We start from the raw sequence: 13,917 nt of genomic DNA on the forward strand, positions 1-13,917 counted from the left end.
CGACTCCTTTGGAGCTGGCGTGGGACAAGGGGGAGGGGCTGGCGAAGGGGGGAGGCCGGGTCAGCTGATGACGCCGAAGCCCTCCGTCCAGGCGAACTTCTCGCGGGCGGCGAGGGTGATCTGCAGGAAGCCGATGGCCTCGAGCTCGCGGGCGCGCTTGAGGGCGCCGGCGTCGATGACCTTGAGCCCGCCGGAGGTGAGGACCTCGGTCAGGGACTGCTTCGCGGCGTCGTCGTCACCGGCGATGAGGGCCGTCGTCTGCAGCGGGCCCACCGTGCCCTCGGCCAGGGTGCTGGCGAAGTTGGTGTTGAAGGCCTTGACGACCTTGGCCGACGGGAGCGCCGCGGCGATCTTGGCCGCCATGGAGCTGTCGGCGGGCACGACGAGCGCGTCCATCGTCGCGAAGTCGACCGGGTTGGTCAGGTCGACCACGATCTTGCCGGCGAGCTGCTCGCCGCGGGTGGTGATGATCTCGTCGACGGCGGTGTGGGGGACCGCGAGGACGACGATGTCGCCGGTCACGGCCACGCCCTGGTCGGAGGAGCCCAGGAGCTGCACGTCGTGGTTGCCGCGCTCGGCGACGGCCGCGATGGCGTTGGCCATGGTGCCGGTGCCGATGATGGAGATGCTCGTCATGGTGACCCCTAGAAGGTTGTTGGTTCAACTATGTGGCTTCACCGTAGCGATATTTAGTTGTTGCGTCAACCAAGGGTCGAAGGGGGGTCAGCCCCGCGCCGCGACACCGACGAGATCGCGCAGCGCACCTGCGTCGACGTTCGCGCCGAAGGCCGGCCGCCCCGGCTCGAGCGCGCGCCCCTCGGTCAGCGCCCCGATGGTCACCGGGTCGAAGCCGAGCTCGTCGACGAGGCGGGAGACCTCCGCGACGTCGTCGGGTGCATCGCCGGCGATCGCGATGGCCTTGCGGCCCTCGGCGCCCGCGGGGAGCGCCCCGTCCTCGAGGTCGTGGTAGCCCATGTGGTTGAGCGCCTTGACGACCCGTGAGGTGGGCGGGTGCGCCGCGACGACCTCGCTCGTGGTGGTGCGCGGGTCGGTGAGGTCGTCGCGGATGCCGTCGACCTCCCACCAGTAGTTCATCGCGTCGACGACGAGCGTGCCGGCGAGGGCGTCGGGTGGGACCGACGCGTGCTTGCCGAGGGGGAGGGCGAGGATGACGACGTCCGCGCGGGCGGCGGCGTCGGCGGCGGTCGTCGCCTCGGCGCCGGGGGCGAGCACCTCGACGGTCAGGGCGATCCGCTCGGGGTCGCCCGACCCGGCGACGAGCGCCTCGTGACCCGCGGCGACGGCCAGCCGGGCGAGCACGGTGCCGAGCTTGCCGGCGCCGAGGATCGCGATGGTGCTCATGCGTCGCCCCCTTCGCCCGGGGTTGTGCCTGCGGAGCCGACGCCCGTCGGGGCCAGGTCCGCGAGCAGCTCGCGGACCCGAGGCGCGACCTCGCGGCCGTACAGCTCGACGGCGCGCAGCCGGTCGTCGACCGGAGTGCTGCCGCTCGTGTAGACGAGGTCGAACCGTCGGGCGTCGATGGCGCGCAGGGCGTCGGCGATGCGCTGGGCGACGGTCTCGGGGGAGCCGATGTACAGCGACCCGTGGGCGATCTCGTCCTCGAAGGACTCGCGCGTCACCGGCGGCCACCCGCGCTCGGCACCGAGCCGGTCGCGGTTGCGCTTGTAGTGCGGCCAGACGATGTCTGCCGCCGCCTGGTCGGTGTCGGCGACGAAGCCGTGCGAGTGCATGCCCACGGGGTGCGGGGTCGTGCCGTACTGCGCGGCGGCCCGGCGGTAGAGGTCGACGTAGGGGGCGAAGCGCGCCGGGGAGCCGCCGATGATCGCGAGCATGAGAGGCAGGTCGTAGCGCGCGGCGCGGATGACCGACTGCGGCGACCCGCCGACGCCCACCCAGGTGTCGAGATGGCCCGACTCGGTGCGTGGGTGGACCTGCGCGTCGGTGAGCGGCGAGCGCGTCGTGCCCTGCCAGGTGACCGGCTCCTCCTTGAGCAGCTCGGCGAAGAGCTGGATCTTCTCCTCGAAGAGGGTGTCGTAGTCGGCGAGGTCGAAGCCGAAGAGCGGGAAGGACTCGGTGAAGGAACCGCGGCCGAGGATCACCTGCGCGCGGCCGCCGGACATCGCGTCGACGGTGGAGAAGCGCTGGAAGACGCGCACCGGGTCGTCGGACGACAGCACGGTCACGCCGGACGCGAGCTTGATCCGCTCGGTGCGCGTCGCGAGGCCGGCGAGCACGGTCTCGGGGGAGGAGATCGCGTAGTCGGACCGGTGGTGCTCACCGAGCGCGATGACGTCGACGCCGACCCGGTCGGCGAGCACGCCCTCCTCGATGACGCGCCGGATCGCCTCGGCCTCCGAGACGAGGGCGCCGTGGCCGTCCTCGGGGATGTCGCCGAAGGTGTCGAGACCGAGCTCGATCTGGGTGGGGGGCGTGGTCATCGCGGCCTTCCGGTCGGAGATGGAAGTAATTGTTGTCGATTCAATCAACCAGTGTGCCCGATGCGCTATTCCGACCGACCGGACCCCAGATGTTCACCTTCGCAGTCCACGATGCGCCCGTGACCTCCCCTTCGTCCTTGTTGCCGGCGCTCCTCGCTGGTGACCGGGCCACCGATCCGCGCACCCTCGTCGACATCTTCATGAGCGTCGTGTCGGCCAACCCGGACGCACCGGCCGTCGACAGCGGACGCGAAAAGCTCACCTACGCCGAGCTGGGCGAGGCGGCGTCGGCGGTGGCCGAGCAGCTGGCGGAGCTCGGGATCGGCCCGGGGGACAAGGTCGGGGTGCGCATCCGCTCCGGCTCCACCGACCTCTATGTCGCGATCATCGGGATCCTCGTCGCGGGCGCGGCGTACGTCCCCGTCGACGCGGACGACCCCGACGAGCGGGCGCGGGTGGTCTTCGAGGAGTCCGGTGCCGCGGCCGTCATCGGCAATGACCTGGTCATCTCGACCACCGTTGCAGGCCAAGGGCGCTCGCCGATCGAGCCGGCGCATCCCGGGACGAGTGACGACGCCTGGGTGATCTTCACGTCCGGGTCCACCGGCAAGCCGAAGGGGGTGGCCGTCACCCACCGCAACGCGGCCGCCTTCGTCGACGCCGAGTCGCAGATGTTTCTCGTCGACGACCCGATCGCCCCGGGGGACCGGGTGATGGCCGGGCTGTCCGTCGCCTTCGACGCCAGCTGCGAGGAGATGTGGCTGGCCTGGGCCTACGGCGCCTGTCTCGTGCCCGCACCCCGCTCGCTCGTGCGCTCGGGCGTCGACGTCGGCCCGTGGCTGCTGGCCAACGAGATCACCATCGTCTCGACCGTGCCGACCCTCGTCTCGCTGTGGCCGCCGAGCTCGCTGGAGCGGGTCCGGTTGCTCATCATGGGTGGCGAGGCCTGCCCGGCCGAGCTGGCCGCGCGCCTCCAGGCGCCGGGCCGCGAGGTGTGGAACACCTACGGCCCCACCGAGGCCACAGTCGTCGCCTGCGGCGCGATGCTCGACGGCAGCGACCCCGTGCGCATCGGCCTGCCGCTCGCCGGCTGGGACCTCGCCGTCGTCGACGCGCAGGGGCACCCCGTGGCAGAAGGGGAGTCCGGTGAGCTGATCATCGGTGGCGTCGGCCTGGCCCGCTACCTCGACCCGGCCAAGGACGCCGAGAAGTACGCCGCCATGCCCACCCTCGGCTGGGAGCGCGCCTACCGCTCCGGCGACGTGGTGCGCAACGACCCGCTCGGGCTCGTCTTCGCCGGCCGCGCCGACGACCAGATCAAGCTCGGCGGCCGACGGATCGAGCTCGGCGAGATCGACGAGCAGCTGCTGCGCCTGCCGGGCGTCGTCTCCGCAGCGGCCGCCGTCCGCTCCACCCGGGCGGGCAACAAGCTGCTCGTCGGGTACCTGACGACCGACGCGCAGTACGACGCTGCGCGGGCCAGGGACCTGCTGCGCGAGCGCATGCCCGCCGCGCTCGTGCCGCGCCTGGCAGTCGTCGACGAGCTGCCCACCCGCACCTCGGGCAAGGTCGACCGCGACGCCCTCCCGTGGCCGCTGCCCACCTCCGACGACACCCCGGCGACCGGGGAGCTCGGCCAGAGCGAGCAGTGGATCGCGGGACTGTGGGCAGAGATCATCGGCGCCCAGGTGAGCGACCCCTCGGTCGACTTCTTCGACCTCGGGGGAGGCTCGCTGACTGCCGCGCAGGTCGTCAGCCGCCTGCGCGAGCGCAACCCCGAGACGACCGTCGGTGACCTCTACGCGCACCCGACCCTCGGCGACCTCGCGGCCTGGCTCGACGAGTCCGCGGCGGCGTCGACGATGGTCCTCACCGACCGCAAGGTCCGACCCATCCGTCCACGGACCCAGGCGGCCCAGCTCGCGGCGATGGTCCCCCTTCGCGCTCTGGCGGGGATGCGGTGGGTGGCGTGGCTGCTGCTGGGCTCGACCATCGGGCACGTCGTCCTGCCGTGGCTGCCGGCCTTCCCCCTCTGGCTCGTCGCGATCACCACGGCGCTCTTCCTCTCCGCCCCAGGCCGGATGGCGCTCGCCGCGCTCCTGGCGCGGCTGGTCCTGCGCGGCGTGAGGCCCGGCTCCCACCCGCGTGGGGGCAAGATCCACTTGCGGTTGTGGATGGCGGGGCGCATCCAGGACGAGCTGGCCGCGGCTTCGCTGTCCGGCGCGGTCTGGTTCCGTTGGTACGCAACGCTCCTCGGAGCCAAGATCGGCGAAGGGGTGGATCTGCACGCCCTCCCGCCGGTCACCGGATGGCTGGACGTGGGGCCGGGGGCCTCGATCGAGCCGGAGGTGGACCTGCTCGGTCACTGGATCGACGGGGACCGCGTGCACGTCGGCCCGATCACCATCGGAGCCGCCGCCAGGGTCGGCGCCCGCAGCACCATCTCCCCGGGGTCGGTCATCGGTCCGGGGGCGGAGGTGGCCCCCGGCTCGCACGTCATGGGTGCCGTGACGCAGGACGAGTTCTGGTCGGGCGCCCCTGCGGAGCCGCATGGCCGGGCCCGCGGACCGTGGTCGCAGCAGCAGGCGCCGGCCCCCAGGGCATGGCTCCTCGGCTACGCGATGCTCGCTCTGCTCATCGCCTCCCTGCCCGGGCTGGCGGCCCTCGTCGGTGCGGCCGTGCTCTGGCCGGCCGTGTCCGGGACGCAGAGTCTCTGGGAGGCCGTGGTCGCCGCCCTTGCCTGGCTCCCGCTCTCTGCACTCGTCGGCTACCTCGTCCTCGCGCTGCTCGTCCTCGCACTCACCCGGTTGCTCGCCACGCTCGTCCAGCCCGGTCACTACCCGGTGCGCTCGGCAGCCGGTCTGGCCATCTGGGGCACGGTCCGCCTGCTCGACGAGGCGCGCGACTGGCTCTTCCCCATCTACTCCAGCGCCTTCACCCCGATCTGGCTGCGGCTGCTGGGTGCTCGCGTCGGCGTCGGTGTCGAGGCCTCGACGGTGATGCTCATCCCCAAGCTCGTGCGCGTGGGCGACCACGCCTTCCTCGCCGACGACACGATGATCGGTAGCTATGAGCTCGGCGGTGGGTGGATCCGCGTCGAGCGGGTCAAGGTCGGCAAGCGCTCCTTCGTCGGCAACTCCGGGATGCTCGCGCCCGGCCGCCGGGTACCCAAGCGCTCGCTCGTGGCCGTGCTCTCCGCGGCCCCCGGGCGCGGGGTGGCCAAGGCCGGCCAGTCCTACATCGGCTCGCCACCGCGCAAGCTGCGGCGCGACGCAGCTGACCAGGACTCCAGCCGCACCTATGACCCGCCGAGGCGGCTGAAGGTCCTGCGGGCGCTCGTCGAGCTCTGTCGGGTCATCCCGCTGTGGTGCTCGGTCGCGCTCAACGTCGCCGTGGGGGTCGCGCTGCTGGCGCTTCTCGACCGATCAGTCTGGGCCGCAGTGCTGCTCGCCGGCCCGGTGATGATCGTCGGCAGCCACGTGGCAGCCGGGATCACCCTCGTGGCCAAGTGGGTCCTCGTCGGCCGCCACCGCGTGGGGGAGCACGAGCTGTGGACTCCCTTCGTCTGGCGCAACGAGCTCGCCGACACCTTCACCGAGATGCTCGCGGCGCCGTGGTTCGCCCGGATCACCGCCGGCACGCCGGCGCTCAACGCCTGGCTGCGCCTCATGGGCAGCACGGTCGGCGCGGGCGTCTGGTGCGACACCTACTGGCTCCCCGAGAGCGACCTCGTCCGGCTCGGCGACGGCGCGACCGTCAACCACGGCTGCGTCGTGCAGACCCACCTCTTCCACGACCGTGTGCTGAGCATGGACACGGTCGTCCTCGAGGCCGGGGCGACGCTCGGACCCAACAGCGTCATCCTCCCTTCGTCCAGCATCGGGAAGAATGCGACGGTCGGCCCGGCATCACTGGTGATGCGCGGCGAAGGCGTACCGTCGCGCACACGATGGATCGGCAACCCGATCGGACCGTGGGAGGAGCGCGAGTGAGGCGGCAGGGCACGGACGACTACGTCCCCGGGCACGGGGACGCGTCCTACGACGTGGAGCACTACGACCTGGTGCTCGACTACAAGGTCGTGGGCAACCGCCTCTCCGGGGAGGCGACCCTGACCTGCCGGGCGCTGCAACCGGTCAGCCGGGTGGAGCTGGACCTGCACTCCCTCAAGGTCGCCCGTGTGCACGTCGACGGCGCGATCGCCAAGTACACGCACCGCTTCGACCGTCTCGCCGTCACGCTCGGGCGCACGGTGCCTGAGGGCGAGGACTTCGAGGTGCGGGTCAGGTACGCCGGCACCCCCACGCAGGTGCGCAGCCGCCATCTCGGCGAGGCCGGCTGGGAGGAGCTCGAGGACGGCGTCCTCGTCGCCGCGCAGCCGCACGGGTCGCCGTCGTGGTTCCCGTGCAACGACCGGCCCGACGACAAGTCCACCTACGAGATCGCGCTCACCGTGGCGAAGGGGTACCACGTCGCCGTCGCCGGTGAGCTCGTCAGCAGCACGACCCGCGGCAATGCCACGACCTGGACCTACCGCCAGGACGACCCGATGGCCACCTACCTCGCCACCGTCCAGATCGGCGACTACCAGGTGCTGGAGCAGAAGGGAGCGCCCGTCCCCGTCCGCGTCGTGGCACCCGCCAGCCGCCCCCGGGCCGGTTTCGAGGCGGCCTTCGGCAAGCAGCCGCAGATGCTGGCCTTCTACGTCGAGCACTTCGGGGACTACCCCTTCGCGTCGTACACGGCGGTGATCACCGACGACGACCTGGAGATCCCGCTGGAGTCGCAGGGCCTGTCGACCTTCGGCCGCAACTTCATGCGCGACGACTGGGAGAGCATCCGCCTCGTCGCCCACGAGCTGAGCCACCAGTGGTGGGGCAACTCCGTGACCCTCACGCACTGGCGTGACATCTGGCTGCACGAAGGCTTCGCCTGCTACTCCGAGTGGCTGTGGTCCGAGCACGTCGGCCTGATGAGCGTCGGCGAGCGCGCGGCGGACCACCACGAGCGGGTGCGCACCGACGACGGCGACGAGCTGCTCCTCGGCGACCCCGGACCGGAGCTGATGTTCGACGACCGGGTCTACAAGCGCGGTGCGCTGACGCTGCACGCGCTACGTCGCCGGATCGGTGACGACGCCTTCTTCGAGGTGCTGCGGACCTGGAGTGCCGCGCAGCGCTTTGCGAATGTCACGACGGCGATGTTCGTCGAGCACGCGCAGGCAGTCACGGGGGAGGACCTCGGTGACCTCTTCCAGGCGTGGCTCTACGAGGTCGAGCTGCCGCCCCTGCCGGGCTGAGGGATGGTGGCGACGGCTGCGGCGAGGCCCCCGGGTGCCTCGATGTCCACGACCTGCCAGTCGGCGACCCGGATCTCGCTCATCGGCGTGCTCAGGCCCGTGCCGAGCGCCTTGAGGATCGCCTCCTTGCGGCACCACGCCGCCGCCCGCTGCATTGCCATAGGGGAATGCAAGTTTTCGCGCATTGCCATAGGGGAATGCAAGTTTTCGTGCATTGCCATAGGGGAATGCAAGTTTTCGCGCATTGCCATAGGGGAATGCGCGCGTCCGGACCCAGCCAGCCCGGGCCGGGTGGGGGCCGGCGCGGCCGGGTCCGGCTCGTCCGGGTGGAGGACGAGGGCCGGGTCCCAGCGGGCGTCGACCGCGGCGATCGACTCGACGTCGATCCCGACCGGGTCGTCGGCGACCACCGTGACGACGTGCTCGCCGCAGCGGGAGAGGCTGACGTGCGGGCTCGTCCCGTCGGGCAGACGGACCCATGGTCGGCCGTGGGTCGTCGATCCGCAGGTGGGGCAGTGGCGGCCGATGGTGACGGGGGATGACAGGTGTGCGCGCAGGGCGTCGTTCCCTTCGAGACGCTTGCTGCGCAAGCTCCCCAGGGAGCGGGCGTCGTGCCACATGATCTCCACGAGAGCAGGGTAGGTCGTGCGTGCGCTCGAGGTCTTCCGCGTCTTCCTGCTCCTCGGGCTCACCAGCTTCGGGGGGCCCGTCGCGCACCTGGGCTACTTCCGCGAGGCCTTCGTCGTGCGGCGCCAGTGGCTCACCGAGACGGCCTACGCCGACCTCGTCGCGCTCTGCCAGTTCCTCCCCGGACCGGCCTCCAGCCAGGTGGGGATGGCGATCGGGCTACGCCGTGCCGGGTACCTCGGGATGGCCGCGGCCTGGGTGGGCTTCACCCTCCCTTCGGCCCTGCTCATGCTCGGCTTCGCCCTCGGCGCGCGGGCGATCGGTGTCACCGGGGACGAAGGGTGGTTGCTGGGTCTCAAGGCCGCCGCCGTCGCCGTCGTGGCCCACGCGGTGATCGGGATGGCGCGCACGCTCGCCGTCGGGCCGCGTCGCGCCACGATCGCGGTGACCGCGCTCGCGGTCGTCCTGCTGCTCCCGTCGGCGGCCAGCCAGGTCGCCGCCATCGTCCTCGGTGCACTCGCCGGGCTGCTCTGGCTCCCGGCGGCCCCGACCACGGACGAGGAGGACGAGGCCGTCCCCGTCCGGCGACGCACCGCCCTCGCTGCCCTGACGATCTGGGTGGGGCTGCTCATCTCCCTTCCCGTCCTCGCGGCGCTCGTCCACGACCCGACGCTGGGCATCGTCGACTCCTTCTACCGGGTCGGGTCGCTCGTCTTCGGTGGCGGGCACGTGGTGCTGCCGCTGCTCGAGGCCGAGACGGTCGGCACCGGCCTGATCGGGCACGGTGACTTCCTCGCCGGCTATGGCGCGGCGCAGGCCGTCCCCGGGCCGCTGTTCACCTTCTCCGCCTACCTCGGTGCGCTGGTGCCCGGGCAGAGCGCTCCGCTCGGGGCCCTCGTCGCGCTGCTCGCGATCTTCCTGCCATCGGCTCTGCTCGTCGTCGCCGGTCTGCCCTTCTGGCAGCGGCTGCGTCGCTCGGCCCGGGCTCGCCGCGCCCTGGCGGGGGCAGGGGCGGCGGTCGTCGGGCTCCTCGCCGCCGCGCTCTACGACCCGGTCTTCACGCAGGGCATCACGGGTGCCGGGACCATGGTCGTCGCGGCGGTCGCCCTCGTCGCGCTCGCGGTGTGGAAGGTGCCCGCCTGGGCCGTGGTCATCGGCGCCAGCGTGCTGGGCGCCGGACTTCTCCAGGTCGCGCCCATAGCACGCCTGTGGCCCCTGTGACCAGAGGAATACGTCGTCGATTTCCTCCGCATCACGGGCTGGTCCACAATGGGAGACGTGAGCGCACCCTCTGGTAAGCACCGTGTCGTCATCATCGGATCCGGCTTCGGCGGCCTCTTCGCCGCCAAGGCCTTGAGCGGCAAGGACGTCGAGGTCACCCTCGTCTCGCGTACGGGGCACCACCTCTTCCAGCCGCTGCTGTACCAGGTGGCGACGGGCATCCTCTCCGAGGGCGACATCGCCCCGGCGACCCGCGACATCCTCGCCCGTGACAAGAACGTGCGCACGATCCTCGGGGATGTCCACGACATCGACCTCGAGGCGCGCACGGTCACCTCCCGCTCGCTCAACCAGGAGACGGTCACCTCCTACGACAGCCTGATCATCGGCGCCGGCGCCGGGCAGTCCTACTTCGGCAACGACCACTTCGCCCGCTACGCGCCGGGCATGAAGGACGTCGACAACGCCCTCGAGCTGCGTGGCCGCATCTTCGGCGCCTTCGAGCTGGCTGAGACCACGACCGACCCGCAGGACCGCGAGCGGATGCTCACCTTCGTCGTCGTCGGTGCCGGCCCGACCGGTGTCGAGATGGCCGGTCAGATCGCCGAGCTGTCCCACAAGACGCTCGCCCACGAGTTCCGCCACATCAACCCGCGCGACGCTCGCGTCGTGCTCCTCGACGGCGCCGACCAGGTGCTGCCCTCCTTCGGTGACCACCTCGGTGGCAAGGCGCGCAAGAGCCTCGAGGCCCGGGGCGTCGAGGTCCAGCTCGGCGCCATGGTGACCCAGGTCGACGGCACCGGCATCGAGGTCAAGGACAAGGACGGCACCCACCGCCGCATCGAGTCGATGACCAAGGTCTGGGCCGCCGGCGTCGCTGCCTCCCCGCTGGGCAAGATGGTCGCTGACCAGGCCGGCGCCGAGGTCGACCGCGCCGGTCGCGTCCACGTCGAGGAGGACCTGACGCTCACGGGTCACCCCGAGGTCTTCCTCATCGGCGACATGATCAACCTCAAGCGCTACCCGGGCGTCGCCCAGCTGGCGATCCAGGGTGGTCGCTACGCGGCCAAGGAGATCGTCGGCCGCCTCGAGGGCAAGGAGCCGCAGGCCCCCTTCGTCTACAAGGACAAGGGCTCGATGGCCACGATCTCGAAGTACTCCGCCGTCGCCAGCATCGGCAAGATCAAGCTCACCGGCTTCATCGCCTGGCTGGCCTGGCTGGCCGTGCACCTCATGGCGATGGTCGGCTTCAAGAACCGCGTCTCCACCCTGCTCAACTGGATCATCACCTTCGTCGGCAACAACCGCAACGAGCGGGTGACGACGATGCAGCAGGTCTTCGCACGGCGTGCCATGGAGGACCTCGGTCCCCAGGCCTACCCGGAGCTGCCGCGGCGCGGTCACGAGGAGCAGCGCGACGCGTCGTAGGGTGCGGTCATGCACTTCACCCTCGAGGAGCACACCCTCCCCAACGGACTGCGCGTCGTCGTGCAGCCGGACGACACGACCCCGACCGTCACGGTCAACCTGTGGGTCGGTGTCGGATCACGCCATGAAGAGGCGGGGCGCACCGGCTTCGCTCACCTCTTCGAGCACCTGATGTTCCAAGGGAGTGCCAACGTCGACAACGGCGAGCACTTCCAGGCGCTCATGGGGGTCGGTGGCCGGCTCAATGCCACGACGTGGTTCGACCGGACCAACTACTTCGAGACGATCCCCTCGGGCGCGCTCGAGCTGGCGCTCTGGCTCGAGGCCGACCGCCACGCCAACCTGCTCGCGGCGGTCAACCAGGCCAACCTCGACAACCAGCGTGATGTGGTCAAGGAGGAGAAGCGTCAGCGGTACGACAACCAGCCCTATGGCCAAGCGCTGTCGACGGTCTACGCGACGATCTTCCCGAAGGGGCACCCCTACCACCACCCGACGATCGGCTCGATGGAAGACCTCGACGCCGCGTCGGTGCAGGACGTGCACGACTTCTTCACCACGCACTACGCACCGGACAACACGGTCATGGCGATCGTCGGTGACGTGACGGCAGAGCGGGCCTTCGCGCTCGTCGAGCAGTACTTCGGTCACATCACCCACAAGGCCGCGCCGCGACGGGGTCCGGTCGCCCCCCTTCCGCCCCTCACCGAGCCGGTCCGGGTCGAGGTCGTCGACGAGGTGCCCAACGACCGCATCCACCTCGCCTTCCGTCTCCCTGCCGAAGGGGGCGACACCCGCCGTGACTTCTTGGCCGCCTCGATGGCGCTGGACTGCTTGGGCGGGTTGAGCTTCTCCCCGCTGGAGCAGCACCTGGTCCTCGACGAGCAGGTCGCCAACAGCATCGACGTCGGCGCGATGGGTTTCGTCGACGGGGTCTCGCTGGGTCTCGTCGTCGCCGATGTCGCCGAGGGGGTTGACACCGACGAGCTCGAGGAGCAGATCTGCGCCGAGCTGACGGCCTTCGCCGATGAGGGACCGACGCCCGAGCAGATGGAGGCGGTGCGCGCCCAGGCCGAGCGTGGCTGGCTCTCGGCCCTGGCTGCCAAGGACGAGCGCGCCGACATCATCGGTCACTACACGTGCCTCCACGACGACCCGGAGTACATCAACACCTTCCTCTACCGGCTGGCCGAGATCACCCCGGACGACGTCCGCGCGGCTGCCGACCGGTGGCTGCGGCCGCAGAGCCGAGCCGCTGTCGTCTACCGCGCGGCAGACGAGCAGGAGGAGGTCGCATGAGTGACACGAGCATGAGTGACACGGGCGCGAGCACCGCGAGCGTCCAGCCGCGCCCGGAGGTCCGGGCTCCCGGCGAGTGGAACTTCCCCCAGCCACGAGAGCTGGTGCTGCCCAACGGGATCCGCGCCCTCGTCCACGACGTGCCGGGGCAGTACGTGATCTCCGTGCGGGCCACGGTGCCGGTTGCCCTGCGCCACGAGCCGCGGGAGATCGAGGGGGTCGCGTGGATCATGGCGCGACTGCTCGACGAGGGCACGCGCACCCACAGCCAGCGTGAGCTGTCCGAGCTGCTCGAGCGACGAGGCGTCGCCATCGGAGCCGGGATGAGCGAGGCCGCCCTCGGGGTGGACATGGACGTGCCGCAGCGCAACCTCGAGGAGGCGCTGGCCCTGCTGACCGAGTGCCTGAGCGAGCCGGTGTTTGCAGAGACAGAGGTCGCGCGACTGACCCGCACCCGGCTGGCAGAGATCGAGCAGGAGCGGGCCTCGGCCGGCCGGCGGGCACTGAAGGAGTGGGCCAAGACCTACTACGACGCGAGCAGCCGTGCGAGCCGTCCGGGCTCGGGCACCCCGGACACCGTCGCCGCGATCACCCGTCAGGCCGTCGTGGACTTCCACGCCGAGCACGTCCACCCCGAGGGCGCGACGGTCGTCGTCGCAGGCGACCTGACCGGTGTCGACGTCGACGCGCTGCTGGCCGGGTCGCTGGGTGCGTGGACCACCTCCGGGCGGACCGCGTCGGTGGAGCCGGCCCCCGCGCCGCGAGCCGCCGATGCCGCGCGCGTGGTGCTCGTCGACCGGCCGGGGTCCGTCCAGTCGGAGATCCTCATCGGCAGCCCCGGACCGGACCGGCGAGTCGACTCGGGGTGGGCTCCCTTCCCCATCCTGGGATATGTCATCGGTGGCGCGCCCAATGCCCGCATCGACGAGGTGCTGCGCGAGGACAAGGGCTACACCTACGGCATCCGGGCCGGTTTCCGTCCGCGGCAGATCGGCTCTGCCTTCACCGTCTCGGGGTCGGTGCGTGCCGACTCGACCGTGGACTCGCTGCGGTTGCTGACCCAGATCCTCGGCGAGGTCGGCACCGGGCTCACCGAGCAGGAGACGCGCGCCGGCGTGGACTTCATGACCCTCACCGCCCCGGGTCGCTACGACACCGCCGACGCCATCGCCGACGAGACGAGCGGGCTGGCGGGCGACAACCTGCCGCTGACCTTCACCAGTGACGTCATCGCCGCCATGCGCGAGCTGACTCCCGCTGACCTCGACGCCGCGTGGCGTGAGCACGTCTCGCAGGAGCGCACGATCATCGTGGTCGGCGACGCGCAGCTCTACCGCGACGAGGTCGAGTCGCTCGGGCTGGGCCCGGTCACCGTCGTCCCCAACTGATCCTGCCTGACTCTCTGGGTTGTGCGGCCTGTCTGAGCTGTGCGGGCCCGGTTGTGTGTTGAAGTGGGCTCCCAGATGCCGGCAACCCGTATATGGACGTGCTGGTAGCAGGAGTCCCACTTCAACACACAACCATCCCGGGTCGCAGGGCGCTGTCCCCAGACTCCATGAGCCCCTGACGACCTGAGTGGCCAGC

Annotated in this window: 10 protein-coding genes; 6 read left to right on the forward strand and 4 right to left on the reverse strand. The window is 71.1% G+C overall.

Going from position 1 to position 13,917, the window contains the following annotated elements; translation table 11 throughout:
- Positions 1-60: 60 nt before the first annotated feature.
- The 3 genes from ASG73_RS16110 to ASG73_RS16120 form a co-directional block, all read right to left on the reverse strand.
- Complete coding sequence (locus ASG73_RS16110; protein ID WP_055997740.1) at positions 61-636, reverse strand: NADPH-dependent F420 reductase; 576 nt, start codon at positions 634-636, stop codon at positions 61-63.
- 87 nt (positions 637-723) lie between these two features.
- Positions 724-1,362, reverse strand: a complete 639-nt coding sequence (locus tag ASG73_RS16115; RefSeq protein ID WP_055997743.1) for an NADPH-dependent F420 reductase — start codon at positions 1,360-1,362, stop codon at positions 724-726.
- Positions 1,359-2,459: an LLM class flavin-dependent oxidoreductase gene (locus tag ASG73_RS16120; protein ID WP_055997746.1), complete on the reverse strand. Its 1,101-nt coding sequence runs from the start codon at positions 2,457-2,459 to the stop codon at positions 1,359-1,361. Before ASG73_RS16120 ends, ASG73_RS16115 begins: the two co-directional genes overlap by 4 nt.
- A gap of 89 nt (positions 2,460-2,548) precedes the next feature.
- Between ASG73_RS16120 and ASG73_RS16125 the strand changes: the two genes are divergently transcribed.
- Together ASG73_RS16125 and ASG73_RS16130 are read left to right on the forward strand one after the other, a co-directional pair.
- Positions 2,549-6,451 (forward strand): Pls/PosA family non-ribosomal peptide synthetase, encoded by a 3,903-nt coding sequence (locus tag ASG73_RS16125; RefSeq protein ID WP_055997748.1) that lies wholly within the window; start codon positions 2,549-2,551, stop codon positions 6,449-6,451.
- Entirely contained in the window at positions 6,448-7,758 is a 1,311-nt protein-coding gene (locus ASG73_RS16130; protein WP_235499491.1) for a M1 family metallopeptidase, read from the forward strand. Before ASG73_RS16125 ends, ASG73_RS16130 begins: the two co-directional genes overlap by 4 nt.
- Here ASG73_RS16130 and ASG73_RS16135 read toward each other — a convergent pair.
- Positions 7,725-8,378: a 4'-phosphopantetheinyl transferase family protein gene (locus ASG73_RS16135; RefSeq protein WP_235499496.1), complete on the reverse strand. Its 654-nt coding sequence runs from the start codon at positions 8,376-8,378 to the stop codon at positions 7,725-7,727. The two genes, ASG73_RS16130 and ASG73_RS16135, sit on opposite strands and share 34 nt — an antisense overlap.
- Before the next feature lie 25 nt (positions 8,379-8,403).
- On the opposite strand from ASG73_RS16135, the gene chrA reads away from it, so the two are divergent.
- From chrA to ASG73_RS16155, 4 genes are read left to right on the forward strand one after another with little or no spacing between them, the layout of a single operon-like run.
- Positions 8,404-9,606 (forward strand): chromate efflux transporter, encoded by a 1,203-nt coding sequence (gene chrA / locus ASG73_RS16140; RefSeq protein ID WP_055997757.1) that lies wholly within the window; start codon positions 8,404-8,406, stop codon positions 9,604-9,606.
- Positions 9,607-9,654: 48 nt separating this feature from the next.
- Positions 9,655-11,034 carry an NAD(P)/FAD-dependent oxidoreductase gene (locus ASG73_RS16145; RefSeq protein WP_235499492.1) on the forward strand — a complete coding sequence of 460 codons (1,380 nt, stop codon included), beginning with the start codon at positions 9,655-9,657 and terminating at the stop codon, positions 11,032-11,034.
- A gap of 9 nt (positions 11,035-11,043) precedes the next feature.
- The gene (locus ASG73_RS16150) at positions 11,044-12,333 is read left to right on the forward strand and encodes a M16 family metallopeptidase (RefSeq protein ID WP_055997760.1); all 1,290 of its coding nucleotides are present in this window, start codon (positions 11,044-11,046) and stop codon (positions 12,331-12,333) included.
- Complete coding sequence (locus ASG73_RS16155; RefSeq protein ID WP_235499493.1) at positions 12,330-13,721, forward strand: M16 family metallopeptidase; 1,392 nt, start codon at positions 12,330-12,332, stop codon at positions 13,719-13,721. Before ASG73_RS16150 ends, ASG73_RS16155 begins: the two co-directional genes overlap by 4 nt.
- Positions 13,722-13,917: the final 196 nt, after the last annotated feature.

This window comes from Janibacter sp. Soil728, from assembly GCF_001428305.1.
Taxonomy (GTDB): domain Bacteria; phylum Actinomycetota; class Actinomycetes; order Actinomycetales; family Dermatophilaceae; genus Janibacter.

What these genes read in the sequence shown, in the direction of transcription:
- ASG73_RS16110 (WP_055997740.1), bottom strand. Translation starts at nt 636, where the DNA reads ATGACGAGCATCTCCATCATCGGCACCGGCACCATGGCCAACGCCATC.
- ASG73_RS16115 (WP_055997743.1), bottom strand. Translation starts at nt 1,362, where the DNA reads ATGAGCACCATCGCGATCCTCGGCGCCGGCAAGCTCGGCACCGTGCTC.
- ASG73_RS16120 (WP_055997746.1), bottom strand. Translation starts at nt 2,459, where the DNA reads ATGACCACGCCCCCCACCCAGATCGAGCTCGGTCTCGACACCTTCGGC.
- ASG73_RS16125 (WP_055997748.1), top strand. Translation starts at nt 2,549, where the DNA reads ATGTTCACCTTCGCAGTCCACGATGCGCCCGTGACCTCCCCTTCGTCC.
- ASG73_RS16135 (WP_235499496.1), bottom strand. Translation starts at nt 8,378, where the DNA reads ATGTGGCACGACGCCCGCTCCCTGGGGAGCTTGCGCAGCAAGCGTCTC.
- ASG73_RS16145 (WP_235499492.1), top strand. Translation starts at nt 9,655, where the DNA reads ATGGGAGACGTGAGCGCACCCTCTGGTAAGCACCGTGTCGTCATCATC.
- ASG73_RS16150 (WP_055997760.1), top strand. Translation starts at nt 11,044, where the DNA reads ATGCACTTCACCCTCGAGGAGCACACCCTCCCCAACGGACTGCGCGTC.
- ASG73_RS16155 (WP_235499493.1), top strand. Translation starts at nt 12,330, where the DNA reads ATGAGTGACACGAGCATGAGTGACACGGGCGCGAGCACCGCGAGCGTC.